Here is a 12,733-nt window from a genome sequence, read left to right on the forward strand (position 1 = left end):
TTCGCCCGCCCCGGAAACCGTTGCTACTCCCGAATGCGTCCCGCCAGCGGGCGTCTTCCGGTGTGGCATCGGCCCGGACGGCGAAGTCCGGGACAGGTATTGGGCAGGGGGCTCAGCGAACCAGGATGACAGCGACCGACATGCAGAACAGTGCCGCCGACGCGATCGTCACCGCGGACGGCAAGCCGCTGAAGGTCTCCCTGGCCAAGGCATTGCGCCGACAGCGCATGTTCGCGCTGGCCCTCGTCGCGCCGCTGTTCATCTTCGTTGCCATCAGCTTCATCATCCCCATCGCCGACATGCTGTTCCGCTCCGTCGAGAACGGCATTGTCGAGGAGATCCTGCCGCAGACCGTCAAGGCGCTGGAGTCCTGGGACGAGACCTCCGGTGAACTGCCTGACGAGGCCGTCTATGCCGCCATGGTCGCGGACCTGAAGGTGGCGCGGAAGGAACGGACCAACACCAAGGTCGGTCAGCGGCTGAACTACGAACGCTCCGGCATGTCCAGCCTGTTCCGTGGTGCCGGACGCAAGGCCAGCCGGATCAAGGAACCGCCCTACAAGGAACAGCTGATCAAGACCGACAAGGACTGGGGCAAGGTCGTTACCTGGCAGGTGATCAAGCAGTTCTCGCCCAATCTGACACCGGGATACTATCTGGCCGCCGTCGACGCGATGCAGACGCCGGAAGGCGATATCCGGTTCGAGGATTCCGAGAAGGCGATCCATACGAAGCTGTTCATACGCACCATGATCATGTCCGTGGTGATCACGCTGATGACCCTGTTGCTGGGCTTTCCGATCGCCTACCTGATCGCCACGCAACCGGCCAAGATCGGCAACCTGCTGATCATTCTTGTGCTGTTGCCCTTCTGGACATCATTGCTGGTGCGAACCACATCCTGGATCGCCCTGTTGCAGCAACAGGGGGTGATCAACGATATCCTGGTCTTCGTGGGCATCATCTCCGAGGACGGGCGATTGGCGATGATCCACAACGCCACCGGCTCGGTCATCGCCATGACGCATATCCTGCTGCCGTTCATGGTGCTGCCGCTCTACAGCGTGATGAAGACCGTGCCGCCTACATACATGCGCGCCGCGACATCGCTGGGCGCGCATCCGTGGCCGGCCTTCTGGAAGGTCTATTTCCCCAATACGGTGCCGGGGATCGGTGCCGGGGCGATCCTGGTCTTCATCCTGGCCATCGGCTACTACATCACGCCGGAACTGGTCGGCGGCACGTCGGGAACCTTCATCTCCAACCGCATCGCGTTCCATATCCAGAACTCCCTGAACTGGGGTCTGGCGGCGGCGCTGGGCGCGGTGCTGCTGGCCATCGTGCTGGTGTTCTACCTGCTGTACGACAAGATCGTCGGCATCGACAACATGAAGCTGGGTTAGGGGAGAGACCAATGGCTGCCCTTCCACCCTATGCATCGACGCCGGAGCGGATCTGGTACTACGCCTTCCGCGTCATCTGCGCGGCGGTGTTCTTCTTCCTGATCTTCCCGCTGATGGTGATCGTGCCGCTGTCGTTCAACGCGGTGCCCTTCTTCACCTTCACGACGGAGATGCTGGCGTTCGATCCTGCCGGCTATTCGACGAAATGGTACATGGACTTCTTCACCAACCTGAACTGGCAGGGTGCGGTCTGGAACTCCTTCGTCATCGCGTTCTTCGCGACCATCCTGTCGGCCAGCCTCGGCACGCTGGCGGCCCTTGGGCTGTCGCGGCCGTCGATGCCCTATCGCACGCTGATCATGAGCATCCTGATCTCGCCGATGATCGTGCCGCTGATCATCTCCGCGGCGGGCATGTACTTCTTCTATTCCCGCGTCGGGCTGCAGGGCACGCACCTCGGTGTCATCCTGGCCCATGCCGCGCTCGGCACCCCCTTCGTGGTGATCACGGTGACCGCGACGCTGGTCGGGTTCGACAACAATCTGATCCGGGCGGCCAACAGCCTGGGCGCGTCACCGGCGCGCACGTTCTTCACGGTCATCGTGCCGCTGATCACGCCTGGCGTGATATCGGGTGCGCTGTTCGCATTCATCACCAGCTTCGACGAGGTCGTGGTGGTGCTGTTCGTCGGCTCCTTCGAGCAACGCACCATTCCATGGCAGATGTTCTCCGGCATACGCGAACAGATCAGTCCCACCATTCTGGCGGTGGCGACCCTGCTGACACTGGTGTCCATGCTGATGCTCTTCGCGCTGGAACTGCTGCGCCGCCGCACCGAACGCCTGCGGGGCATCAAGAATACCTGAGCCACCCTTGCGAGGGGCGCGTCGCAGCATGGACATGTCTTGGCGATGGAAGGACAGCGGACGCTGTCCCCGCTGCCAAGCTGAATTCGACCTGTCCCTGCTGTCGTCCGGAGACTGCCCATGCCTGAAGATGTCGCACTGCGTTTCAGCCGCCAGGAATATGCCGACCGGCTGAACAAGACGCGCGCTGCCATGGAATCAGCCGGCATCGACCTCCTGATCCTCAGCGATCCCTCGAACATGGCCTGGCTCACCGGCTATGACGGCTGGTCGTTCTACGTGCATCAGGCCGTCATCGTCGGGCCGCATGGCGATCCGGTCTGGTTCGGGCGCGGGCAGGATCTGAACGGCGCCAAGCGTACCGTCTACATGGGCCTCGACGACCTCGTCGGGTACGAGGATCACTACGTCCAGTCGATGGAGCGGCACCCGATGGAGGTGCTGTGCGCGGAGATCGTGACCCGCGGCTGGGCCGGGGGCACCGTCGGTGTCGAGATGGACAACTACTATTTCTCGGCCAAGGCATTCGCGACGCTGCAGTCCGGCCTGCCGAACGTCCGGTTCCAGGATGCGACCGCGCTGGTCAACTGGCAGCGCGCGGTGAAGAGCCCGCAGGAACTGGACTACATGCGCAAGGCCGCACGGATCGTCGAGTCCCAGATGAAACGCATCTTCGATATCGCCGAACCCGGTGTCCGCAAGTGTGACCTGATTGCCGAGATCTATGACGCGGGCCTGCGCGGCACGGACGGTCATGGCGGTGACTACGCGGCCATCGTGCCGCTGGTCGGTGCGGGTGTTGACGGCTCCGCCCCGCACCTGACCTGGGATGACAGTCCGCTGCGTGACAACGAGGGTGTCTTCTTCGAGATCGCCGGCTGCTACCACCGCTATCACTGCCCCCTGACCCGCACGGTCCACTTCGGCGAACCGCCGGAACTGTTCCGCCGGGCGGAGGCCGCGGTGCAGGAAGGCATGGCGCTCGGTCTGGAGAAGGCGAAGGCCGGCAATACCTGCGAGGATGTGGCGCTGACGTTCTTTGCCGAACTGCGCCGCCATGGCTTCGAGAAGAACAACCGCACCGGCTATCCCATCGGCCTGTCCTACCCGCCGGACTGGGGCGAGCGGACGATGAGCTTCCGCGCCGGGGACCTGACCGTGCTGCAACCGGGCATGACGTTCCATTTCATGACCGGCCTGTGGCAGGCGGACTGGGGCATCGCGATGACGGAAAGTATCGTGATCGGGGAGAACGGACCCGAGTGTCTGGCCAATGTGCCGCGCGAGCTGGTGGTGAAACATGCCGCGGGCGCCACGGTGCAGGTGGCAGACCTGCCGCCACCGGATCCATCGAAGCAACGCCCGCAGGCCTGATCCGTACTATACTCCTGCCTTTCTGACAGTCAGATGGGGAGGACATGAACATGGCTGGCGATTACGGGAAATTCTCGACCTTCGAGGTGGACTGGCCTGCGGACAGGGTGCTGCGGCTGACCCTGAACAATCCGGCGACGATGAATTCGCTCGACCAGACGGGTCACAATCACATGACCTACATCTGGAACGAGATCGACGCCGATCCGGACGTTTCAGCCGTCATCCTGACCGGCAAGGGCAAGGCCTTCTCCGCCGGTGGCGACTTCGCCATGATCGAGGCGATGATCGACGACTACCACGCCCGCGTGCGGTCGTGGAAGGAGGCCAAGGACCTCGTCTACAACATCATCAACTGCGGCAAGCCCATCGTTTCGGCCATCAATGGCGTGGCGGTCGGTGCCGGTCTGGTCGCGGGCCTGCTGTCGGACATTTCCATCGCGGCGAAGTCGGCGAAGATCGTCGATGGTCATACGCGGCTGGGTGTGGCGGCGGGTGATCATGCCGTCATCAACTGGCCGATCCTGTGTGGCATGGCGAAGGCGAAATATCACCTGATGCTGTGCGAGCCCATGACCGGTGAGGATGCCGAACGGATGGGGCTGATATCGCTCGCCGTGGAGGATGACGAACTGCAGGCCAAGGCGCTGGAAGTGGCTGTCCGGCTGGCCAATGGCGCGCCGTCCGCCATGCGTTTCACCAAGTATGCGCTGAACAACTGGTACCGCATGGCCGGACCGGCGTTCGATGCTTCCGTGGCACTGGAAATGCTCGGTTTCACCGGGCCGGAAGTGCGGGAGGGGCTGGCATCCCATCGGGAGAAACGCCCGCCGGTCTTCGACCCGAAGTCCGACGCCTGATCGTATCCACCGGTCAGAGGAAGCGGCGGTAGTCGTATCTGGTGTCCATGGGGGATGCCTCGACTTCGGCTACCGCCGTCTCCGCCAGTTCGATCATGCGGGCATGAAACGGGGACAGCTGGCAGGCGGGATCGGTCGCCCCGGCATCGCCGGTCATGGCCAGCGCCTGGCAGCGACAGCCGCCGAAATCGACGTCCCGCCGGTCGCAACTGCGGCAGGGTTCGGCCATCCAGTCGGTGCCGCGATAGGCATTGAAGGCCTCGCTGTGGTGCCAGATGTCGGACAGGGACCGGTCGCGCACATTGGGAAACGTCAGGTGCGGAATGGTCTCCGCCGCATGGCAGGGCAGCACCTTGCCGGCCGGGGTGACATTCAGTGAACGCCTGCCCCAGCCACCGACGCAGGGCTTGGGTCTGCGGGCATAGTAGTCAGGCACCACGGCATCGATGACGATCTGCCCGGCGAAGTCCGCGCGCGCCTGGTCGACCGCTGCGGTCGAGGTGCGGACCTGTTCCGCCGTGGGCATCAGGGCGTCGCGATTGCGCAGCGCCCAGCCGTAGTACTGGACATGTGCGATCTCGATCCGCCGGGCCCCGAGATCAACGGCGAACTGCACCATCTCCCGCACCCGATCAGCATTGCCGCGATGGATGACGGCATTGACGGTCAGCGGCAGACCGAGGCCGGTCACCTGCGCGGCCAGTTCCAGCTTCCGCGCGTGTGATCCCTGCATCCCCGAGACATGATCGGCGTGGTCCGAAATATCGCCCTGGAACGAGATCTGGACATGATCCAGCCCGGCATCGGCGAGCGCATCCAGCTTCGCCCCGGCGACGTTGATGCCGGATGTGATCAGGTTGGTATAAAGGCCGACATCCCGGCAATGGGCGGTGATCTCGACAATATCCGCGCGTGCTGTCGGCTCGCCGCCGGACAGGTGCACCTGCATGACCCCCAGGGCTGCGGCCTCGGCGAAGACCCTCTTCCAGGTTTCGGTGTCGAGTTCGCCGGAGCGGCGGTCGAGGTTCTCCGGATTGGAGCAATAGGGGCAGGACAGGGGGCAGCGATGCGTCAGTTCCGCCAGCAGGCCGAGCGGCGGATCAATGGCCGTGCCGTCAGTCATTGCCGGTCAGGTCCAGCAGGCGCTTGTCCGCCAGCCCCTGCAGCATCGACTTCACATCCCGGTCGATCTGGGCACGGTCGGCGGCGAAGGTCCGGGCAAGGTCATCGACGATCATCGCAACGGTGGCGGTGCCATCGATGCGTTTCAGGACCTCGTTCGCAATCGGATCAAGCTTCAGCACGCGCTCCGGTGCCATCAGCGTGAAGCCGCCGCGGGCCTGATCCTCGCGCAGCCGCACGCCGCGCGGCAGGGCCGGAATGGTGGCATCGCCAATCATGGCCGATAGGCGCCCGGCGGAATCTGCCCCGGCGCGACATAGGCAGAGTACAGCGCATCCAGCTGGGCCCAGAGCACGTTGCACTTGAATGTCAGGGCATCCAGCACCGCCTGCTGCTGATCCGGCCGTACCGCATGTTCCCGCACGTAGTTCAGCGCGAAGTCGGAGTCCCTGGGGGCCTGGGTCAGGCGCTTGCTGAAGTAGGCAAGAGTCTCCGCATCGACGAAATCGTAGTTGGCCAGCATCCCGGAAACCCGTTCCGAGATGATCGTCGGGGAGAACAGTTCGGTCAGGGAGGAGGCGATGGCTTCCAGCAGGGGCTTCTCCGCCACGAAATGGACATAGGCCTCCACCGCGAAGCGGGTGGCGGGCAGGATGCCGACCATGTCCCTGACGTAATCGCGGTCCAGCCCCAGTCCGGTGGTCAGCCGCAGCCAGCGCTCGATCCCGCCATCGTCACCGCCGCGCGGGCCCTCACCCTCATCCTCGCCGTCGTGATCGACGATACGGCGGCGCCATTCCCGGCGTAGCTCGACGCTGGGCAGACGCGCCATCAGCAGGGCGTCCTTCTTCGGGATATGGGCCTGATAGCAATAGCGGTTCAGCGCCCAGGCCTGCACCTGTCCCCTGTTCAGGGCACCATCGTGCAGCAGGCGGTGAAACGGATGCAGGTTGTGGTAGCGACGGGCGCCGATGTCGCGCAGGGCTGCCTCCAGCCCGTCGGGATCCAGGGGCCGGTCGGCGCTCACATATTGTGGCAGTTCAAAGGTGTTCATGCGGTCACGGTCATGCTGTCTGCCAGCGTTTCACCCCGGGGCGGGCGGACCGGAAACCGGCGCGTGGCTGCCCCGTCCCGTCACACAGCCGCATATGGCGGATGTCCGATCCGGGAATGTCAAACGGTGGACCTGAAACGAAAACGACCGACCGGTTTCCCGGCCGGTCGTCCCGTCAAACGCCTGAAAGGCGCAATCAGAATTCGGCGGGGAAGTAACCGTTGATTTCCATGCCGATGCAGATCTCTTCGATACGCGGTGTGGACCAGGCCATGATGTTTTCCTCCGTTTTTTTGTTTTAGGGCAATCGAACTGGCGTAAATGCTACAACACAGGCCGGTCAGCCCCCAAGGACTTTTCTGTATGGATTTCTATCCAGCAGCCTTGACGGCACGCTGTGCCATCACGCCGACCAGATGCGCCCGATAGTCCGCACCGGCGTGGATGTCGCTGTTCAGGTCATCGGCGGAAACCGAAATGCCCTTCAGCGCGTCGGCGGAGAAATTGCCGGACAGGGCCGTCTCCATCTCCGGGACGCGGAACACGGCAGGACCGGCACCGGTCACGGCCACCTTCACGCCGCTGCTGCCCTTGGCGACGAAGACGCCGACGATGGCATAGCGCGATGCGGGGTTGGGGAACTTGGCATAGGCTGCCTTCTCCGCCGTCGGGAACACCACTTCGGTGATGATCTCGTCATCCTCCAGCGCGGTCTCGAACATGCCGGTGAAGAAATCCTCCGCCGCCAGCTCCCGCTTGGTGGTGCGGACCGTCGCGCCGAGTGCCACCAGCGCCGCCGGATAATCCGCCGCCGGATCGTTGTTGGCGATGGATCCGCCGATGGTGCCGCGGTTGCGGACCTGCGGGTCGCCGATCCCTTCGGCCAGGTCGGCCAGAGCGGGAATGGCAGCCTTCACATCGGCGGAGGCAGCAACATCGGCATGGCGCGTCATGGCACCGATGACGATGCTGTCGCCATCCTTGCGGATGCCTGCCAGATCGCCGAGGCCACCCAGGTCAACCACATCGCTGGGGCTGGCCAGACGCTGTTTCAGCGTCGGGATCAGGGTCATGCCACCGGCCATCAGCTTGCCGTCCTCGGCCCCGGCAATGGCCGACTTCGCGGCATCCAGGCTTCCCGGCTTCACATATTCAAATTCGTACATGGTGTCCCCCTTACTCGGCAGCCTGGGCGGTCGCGCCCTGATTGACGATGTTCCAGATCTTCGCCGGTGTTGCCGGCATGTCGATATGCGTGACGCCGTAGTCGCGCAGGGCGTCGACTACGGCATTGATGACCGCGGGCGGTGAGCCAATGGCACCGGCCTCGCCGCAGCCCTTCACACCCAGCACATTGTGGGTGCAGGCCGTGACCTCGTGATCCACCGTGAATGACGGCACATCATCGGCGCGCGGCATGCAGTAGTCCATGTAGGAACCACTGAGCAGCTGCCCGCTGGAATCATAGGCCGCATTCTCGAACAGCGCCTGGCCGATGCCCTGCACCAGTCCGCCGTGCACCTGGCCCTCGACGATCATCGGGTTGATGACATTGCCGAAGTCGTCGGTGGCATGCATGGCCACGATCTCGAGTTCACCCGTGGCGGGATCGATCTCGACCTCGCAGATGTGCGAACCGGACGGGAAGGTGAAGTTCTTCGGATCGTAGAACGACGTCTCCTCCAGCCCCGGCTCCAGCTCCTCCAGCGGATAGTTGTGCGGGACATAGGCCGTCAGGGCCACGTCGCCGAAAGGCACCGCCTTGTCGGTCCCGGCCACCTTGAAGATGCCGTCCTCGAAGACGACGTCCTCGGCGGAGGCTTCCATCAGATGGGCGGCAATCTTGGTCGCCTTGTTGATGATCTTGTCCGTCGCGTTGGACAGGGCCACACCACCCACCGCCATGGAGCGGGAGCCGTAGGTGCCCATGCCGAACGGGATCTTGTTGGTGTCACCATGCACGATCTCGATGGAGCCGATATCCACGCCCAGCTTGTCTGCCACGATCTGGGCAAAGCTGGTCTCGTGCCCCTGACCATGGCTGTGGCTGCCGGTCAGCACCTGGATGGAGCCGGTGGGGTTCACCCGCACCGTGGCACTTTCGTAGAGACCGGCGCGGGCGCCCAGGGCACCGGCGATGTTGGACGGTGCAATACCGCAGGCCTCGATGTAGCAACTGATGCCGATGCCGCGCAGCTTGCCGCGCTGTGCGGCTTCCTTGCGGCGTTCCTCGAAGCTGTCCCACTTGCTGGCGGCCAGCGCCGGGGCCAGCGTCGCCTCGAAATCGCCCGTGTCGTAGGTCAGGGCGACCGGCGTGTCATAGGGGAACTGGTCCGGCTGGATGAAGTTCTTGCGCCGCAGTTCGATGCGGTCGATCCCCATCTCCGCCGCGGCCTTGTCGACAATGCGCTCCAGCAGATAGGTCGCTTCCGGCCGGCCGGCACCGCGATAGGCATCGACGGGCACGGTATTGGTGAAGGCCGCCTTGACCTCCGCATAGATCACCGGGGTCGTGTACTGCCCGGCCAGCAGGGTGGCGTGCAGGTAGGTCGGGATCGACGGGGCAAAGGTGGACAGATAGGCACCCATGTTGGCCAGCGTGAACTCGCGCAGCGCCAGGAACTTGCCGTCGGCGTCCAGTGCCAGCTCGACCTTCGTGATGTGGTCGCGGGCATGGGCGTCGGACAGGAAGGCCTCGGTACGGTCGGAGGTCCATTTGACCGGACGCTCCAGCACCTTGGCGGCCACCGTCATGATGGCTTCCTCGGCATAATGGTAGATCTTGGAGCCGAAGCCGCCGCCCACGTCCGGGGCATAGATGCGCAGCTTGTGCTCCGGGATCTGCAGCACGAAGGCGCCCATCAGCAGCCGGATCACATGCGGGTTCTGGCTGGTGGTGTAGAGCGTGTGCTCGCCGCTGGCATTGTCATAGTCACCGATGGCGCAGCGCGGCTCCATGGCGTTCGGCACCAGGCGGTTGTTGATCAGTTCCAGTGTGGTGACGTGGTGCGCCTTCTCGAACGCGGCATCCACGGCCGCACGGTCACCGATCTCCCAGTCGAAGCACTGGTTGTCCGCAGCCTCGTCATGCACAGCGGCCGGCGCGTTCTGCAGCGCCTCACGCATGTCGATGACGGCAGGAAGTTCGGTGTAGTCGATGTCGACCAGTTCGGCCGCGTCACGGGCCTGGGTCTTGGTCTCGGCGATCACCACGGCGACGGGATCACCCACATGGCGGACCTTGCCCTCGGCCAGGATCGGGTGCTTGGGCTCGATCATCGGTTCCTCGCCCTTGCCGATGACCTGCCAGCCACAGGGCAGGCCGCCGAAGGCCGCGAAGTCCTCTGCCGTCAGCACGGCGACGACACCCGGCGCGGCCAGCGCCGCGGCCTTGTCGATGCTGTTGATGGTCGCGTGGGCGTGGGGAGACCGCACGATGATGGCGTGGGTCTGGTTCAGCAGGTTGATGTCGTCGGTGTACTTGCCGCGACCGCGCACGAACCGAAAGTCTTCCTTGCGCAGAACGCTGGCGCCAATTCCCTGTTCAGTCATGTTGCCTCCTCAGGGCCCGTGTCCGCCGTTGAATCCGGCGTTTGTGCCATGGGGCCCGTTTCCTGGGGTTGGGGTGCGGCGGTCTTCCGCCGCCGTCACCCGATCATGCTACTGCCGCGCGATGGCTCAGCCGCGCATCGCCTCCGCACCCGCCTTGATGCTCTTGACGATGTTGTGATAGCCGGTGCAGCGGCAGATGTTGCCCTCCAGCCATTCACGGATCTCGGTCTCCGACGGATCGGCGTTGTTCTTCACCAGGTCGATCGCGCTCATGATCATGCCCGGGGTGCAGAAGCCGCACTGCAGGCCGTGGTTCTCGCGGAACGCGGCCTGCATCGGATGCAGGTCGTCGCCGTTGGCCAGTCCCTCGATCGTGGTGACATCGGCACCGTCGGCCTGAACCGCCAGCATGGTGCAGCTCTTGGCGGAATCGCCGTTCACATGCACGACGCAGGCGCCGCACTGGCTGGTGTCACAGCCGACATGCGTGCCGGTCAGGCGCTGCTGATCGCGCAGGAACTCGACAAGCAGGGTGCGCGATTCAACTTCACCGCTGACCTGCTTGCCATTGATCGTCATCGTCACGTTTGCCATGTGACCCCGTCCTCCCTTGGTCGAAGAAATCTTGTGTGCATCCTGTATCGGCTTTGCCTCAGGCTCAAGAGACGAGAGCGACCAGAACGAGAATCAATCCTGCAGCCCCCAGGAACCAGATCCAGGCAGGCAGTCGCCCGGACCCTGCCGGCTCCGGTTTCGGAGGCTGTGAAGGCGCGGCCTGCGGCGTCGGGCGCATCTCGGTCTCCGGCTGCGGCACATCGCTGACCGCCACCTCCGGTGCCGGGGTGTCCGCATCCGCCGGATCGGTCTCTGCCACCGGCTGAGCCGGTGCCGCATCCGGGGCTTCAGCTTCCGGTGCCGCGGCTTCCTGCGGCTCCTCCGGTGCGCTGCTGTCGTCCGGTGTCTCGACATGTTCCCGGAAGTTGCTGAAGAACTGGTCGGCCAGCTTCTTGGCGGTGCCATCGATCAGGCGGGAGCCGATCTGGGCCAGCTTGCCGCCGACCTGGGCATCGACTTCATAGCTCAGCACCGTGCCGCCGCCGTCGCGGGCGTCCAGGCGCACATCCGCGCCGCCCTTGGCAAAACCGGCTGCGCCGCCCTTGCCGGACCCTTCGATGCGATAGGACTCGGGCGGGTTGAGATCCTTCAGTTCGACGGAGCCGTTGAACTTGGCCTTCACCGGTCCGACCTTGGCGGTCACCGTTGCGGTCAGTTCGTTCTCTCCGGTCTTGTCCAGGGACTCGCAGCCGGGGATGCAGGCGCGCAGTACCTCCGGATCGTTCAGGGCTTCCCAGACCTTCTGCCTGTCTGCCTCGAGTTCGTAGGTTCCGGTGATCTTCACTGGCTCACCTCCCTGTCAGGTTGGGCTGTTCGGGCGCATGGACACCCGAAGCGATTGTGATTGGCCGGAAACGTAGTGCGTCCGGAGCCCATTGCCCAATCAGCGGCCCGCCCTTACAGGGATTTGCGTCCCTATGACGCATCCATTCCGGCCGTCGCTGCCGCACCCTGAGACGCATGAGCTACAAGATAGATATCGCCGTCGTCGGCGCCGGTGCCTGGGGCAATGCCCTGCAGGCCGCCATTGGCCGTGCCGGTCCCGGAACGACTCTTGCCGGGCGGGACGTGGACCAGCAGCGCAGCGCCATCGCCGGGGCTGACGCACTGCTGCTGGTCGTGCCTGCCCAGACGATCCGGGGCGTCCTGCAGGAACTGGCCGACAGCATTGATCCCGCTCTGCCCATCCTGATCTGCGCCAAGGGCCTGGAACGTGAAACCGGAGCCCTGTTGCCCGAAGTGGCGGCGGAGATTCTGCCGCACAATCCGGTGGGCATGCTCTCGGGTCCGAACTTCGCCGGGGAAGTCGCGCGCGGCCTGCCTGCCGCGGCGGTGCTGGCCTTCGACCCGTTGCAGAAGGCCGAGTACTGGGCCGCCGCCCTCGGGTCACCCGCATTCCGCCTCTACGCCAGCGATGATGTGGTGGGTGTGGCGTTGGGGGGGGCCATGAAGAACGTGCTGGCCATCGCCGCAGGGGCCGTGACCGGTGCGGGGCTGGGCCTGAACGCCCGTGCCGCGGTGATCTCGCGCGGGCTGGCGGAACTGCGCCGTCTCGGCCGCGCCATCGGTGCCCGCGATGAAACCCTCGCCGGTCTCTCCGGGCTCGGCGATCTGGTGCTGACCTGTACCGACGAGACCTCGCGCAACTATGCCTTCGGTGCGGCGCTGGGGCGTGACGGTGATCTGCCCGATGTACTGGTCGAGGGGGTGCATTCGGTCGAACCGCTGGTGCAGCGCGCGGCTGCGCTGGGGGTCGAGCTGCCCATCGCCATGGCCGTGCATGAGGTGCTGCACCTCGGCACACCGCTGCGTCAGGCGGTGGCCGACCTGCTCGCGCGTCCTGTGGGCGCAGCAGGGAACTGAGTGTCCGCCGTCAGGCTGCCGACG

11 protein-coding genes and 1 pseudogene are annotated in these 12,733 nt (G+C 64.7%); 5 read left to right on the forward strand and 7 right to left on the reverse strand.

Annotation, left to right across the window (positions count from 1 at the left end):
* Positions 1-125 precede the first annotated feature (125 nt).
* The 4 genes from QGV55_RS00470 to QGV55_RS00485 all read left to right on the forward strand — a co-directional run bounded on the left by QGV55_RS00470 (position 126) and on the right by QGV55_RS00485 (position 4,503).
* A complete protein-coding gene (locus QGV55_RS00470) occupies positions 126-1,403 on the forward strand; it encodes an ABC transporter permease (RefSeq protein WP_281018848.1) in 1,278 nt (425 codons plus the stop codon).
* Positions 1,404-1,414: 11 nt separating this feature from the next.
* Positions 1,415-2,269 (forward strand): ABC transporter permease, encoded by an 855-nt coding sequence (locus QGV55_RS00475; RefSeq protein WP_281018847.1) that lies wholly within the window; start codon positions 1,415-1,417, stop codon positions 2,267-2,269.
* A gap of 120 nt (positions 2,270-2,389) precedes the next feature.
* Positions 2,390-3,643, forward strand: a complete 1,254-nt coding sequence (gene doeA, locus QGV55_RS00480) for an ectoine hydrolase DoeA (protein ID WP_281018846.1) — start codon at positions 2,390-2,392, stop codon at positions 3,641-3,643.
* A 50-nt stretch (positions 3,644-3,693) separates the two neighbouring features.
* Complete coding sequence (locus QGV55_RS00485; protein ID WP_281018845.1) at positions 3,694-4,503, forward strand: enoyl-CoA hydratase/isomerase family protein; 810 nt, start codon at positions 3,694-3,696, stop codon at positions 4,501-4,503.
* A 13-nt stretch (positions 4,504-4,516) separates the two neighbouring features.
* Here QGV55_RS00485 and pqqE read toward each other — a convergent pair whose 3' ends face one another.
* The 7 genes and pseudogenes from pqqE to QGV55_RS00520 all read right to left on the reverse strand — a co-directional run bounded on the left by pqqE (position 4,517) and on the right by QGV55_RS00520 (position 11,630).
* Positions 4,517-5,626, reverse strand: a complete 1,110-nt coding sequence (gene pqqE, locus QGV55_RS00490) for a pyrroloquinoline quinone biosynthesis protein PqqE (protein WP_281018844.1) — start codon at positions 5,624-5,626, stop codon at positions 4,517-4,519.
* Positions 5,619-6,679: pseudogene (pqqC, locus tag QGV55_RS00500) on the reverse strand (pyrroloquinoline-quinone synthase PqqC). Before pqqC ends, pqqE begins: the two are co-directional and overlap by 8 nt.
* Positions 6,680-6,875: 196 nt before the next feature.
* Complete coding sequence (gene pqqA, locus QGV55_RS19720; protein WP_348637665.1) at positions 6,876-6,953, reverse strand: pyrroloquinoline quinone precursor peptide PqqA; 78 nt, start codon at positions 6,951-6,953, stop codon at positions 6,876-6,878.
* Between the two features lie 97 nt (positions 6,954-7,050).
* Positions 7,051-7,845, reverse strand: a complete 795-nt coding sequence (locus tag QGV55_RS00505; protein ID WP_281018841.1) for a xanthine dehydrogenase family protein subunit M — start codon at positions 7,843-7,845, stop codon at positions 7,051-7,053.
* 10 nt (positions 7,846-7,855) lie between these two features.
* Positions 7,856-10,231: a xanthine dehydrogenase family protein molybdopterin-binding subunit gene (locus tag QGV55_RS00510; RefSeq protein ID WP_281018840.1), complete on the reverse strand. Its 2,376-nt coding sequence runs from the start codon at positions 10,229-10,231 to the stop codon at positions 7,856-7,858.
* A 126-nt stretch (positions 10,232-10,357) separates the two neighbouring features.
* On the reverse strand, positions 10,358-10,825 hold the full coding sequence (locus tag QGV55_RS00515; protein ID WP_281018839.1) for a (2Fe-2S)-binding protein: 468 nt from the start codon (positions 10,823-10,825) through the stop codon (positions 10,358-10,360).
* Positions 10,826-10,889: 64 nt separating this feature from the next.
* Positions 10,890-11,630 (reverse strand): SRPBCC domain-containing protein, encoded by a 741-nt coding sequence (locus QGV55_RS00520; protein ID WP_281018838.1) that lies wholly within the window; start codon positions 11,628-11,630, stop codon positions 10,890-10,892.
* 176 nt (positions 11,631-11,806) lie between these two features.
* On the opposite strand from QGV55_RS00520, the gene QGV55_RS00525 reads away from it, so the two are divergent.
* Positions 11,807-12,709, forward strand: a complete 903-nt coding sequence (locus QGV55_RS00525; RefSeq protein WP_281018837.1) for an NAD(P)H-dependent glycerol-3-phosphate dehydrogenase — start codon at positions 11,807-11,809, stop codon at positions 12,707-12,709.
* The last annotated feature ends 24 nt before the right edge of the window (positions 12,710-12,733 follow it).

The organism is Minwuia sp. IMCC3009 (assembly GCF_029909415.1).
In the GTDB taxonomy this organism is placed as follows: Bacteria; Pseudomonadota; Alphaproteobacteria; order Minwuiales; family Minwuiaceae; genus Minwuia.

Coding starts and splice junctions, on each gene's coding strand:
- QGV55_RS00470 (WP_281018848.1), top strand. CDS start 126: ATGACAGCGACCGACATGCAGAACAGTGCCGCCGACGCGATCGTCACC.
- QGV55_RS00475 (WP_281018847.1), top strand. CDS start 1,415: ATGGCTGCCCTTCCACCCTATGCATCGACGCCGGAGCGGATCTGGTAC.
- doeA (WP_281018846.1), top strand. CDS start 2,390: ATGCCTGAAGATGTCGCACTGCGTTTCAGCCGCCAGGAATATGCCGAC.
- QGV55_RS00510 (WP_281018840.1), bottom strand. CDS start 10,231: ATGACTGAACAGGGAATTGGCGCCAGCGTTCTGCGCAAGGAAGACTTT.
- QGV55_RS00525 (WP_281018837.1), top strand. CDS start 11,807: ATGAGCTACAAGATAGATATCGCCGTCGTCGGCGCCGGTGCCTGGGGC.
- pqqE (WP_281018844.1), bottom strand. CDS start 5,626: ATGACTGACGGCACGGCCATTGATCCGCCGCTCGGCCTGCTGGCGGAA.
- QGV55_RS00505 (WP_281018841.1), bottom strand. CDS start 7,845: ATGTACGAATTTGAATATGTGAAGCCGGGAAGCCTGGATGCCGCGAAG.
- QGV55_RS00485 (WP_281018845.1), top strand. CDS start 3,694: ATGGCTGGCGATTACGGGAAATTCTCGACCTTCGAGGTGGACTGGCCT.
- QGV55_RS00515 (WP_281018839.1), bottom strand. CDS start 10,825: ATGGCAAACGTGACGATGACGATCAATGGCAAGCAGGTCAGCGGTGAA.
- pqqA (WP_348637665.1), bottom strand. CDS start 6,953: ATGGCCTGGTCCACACCGCGTATCGAAGAGATCTGCATCGGCATGGAA.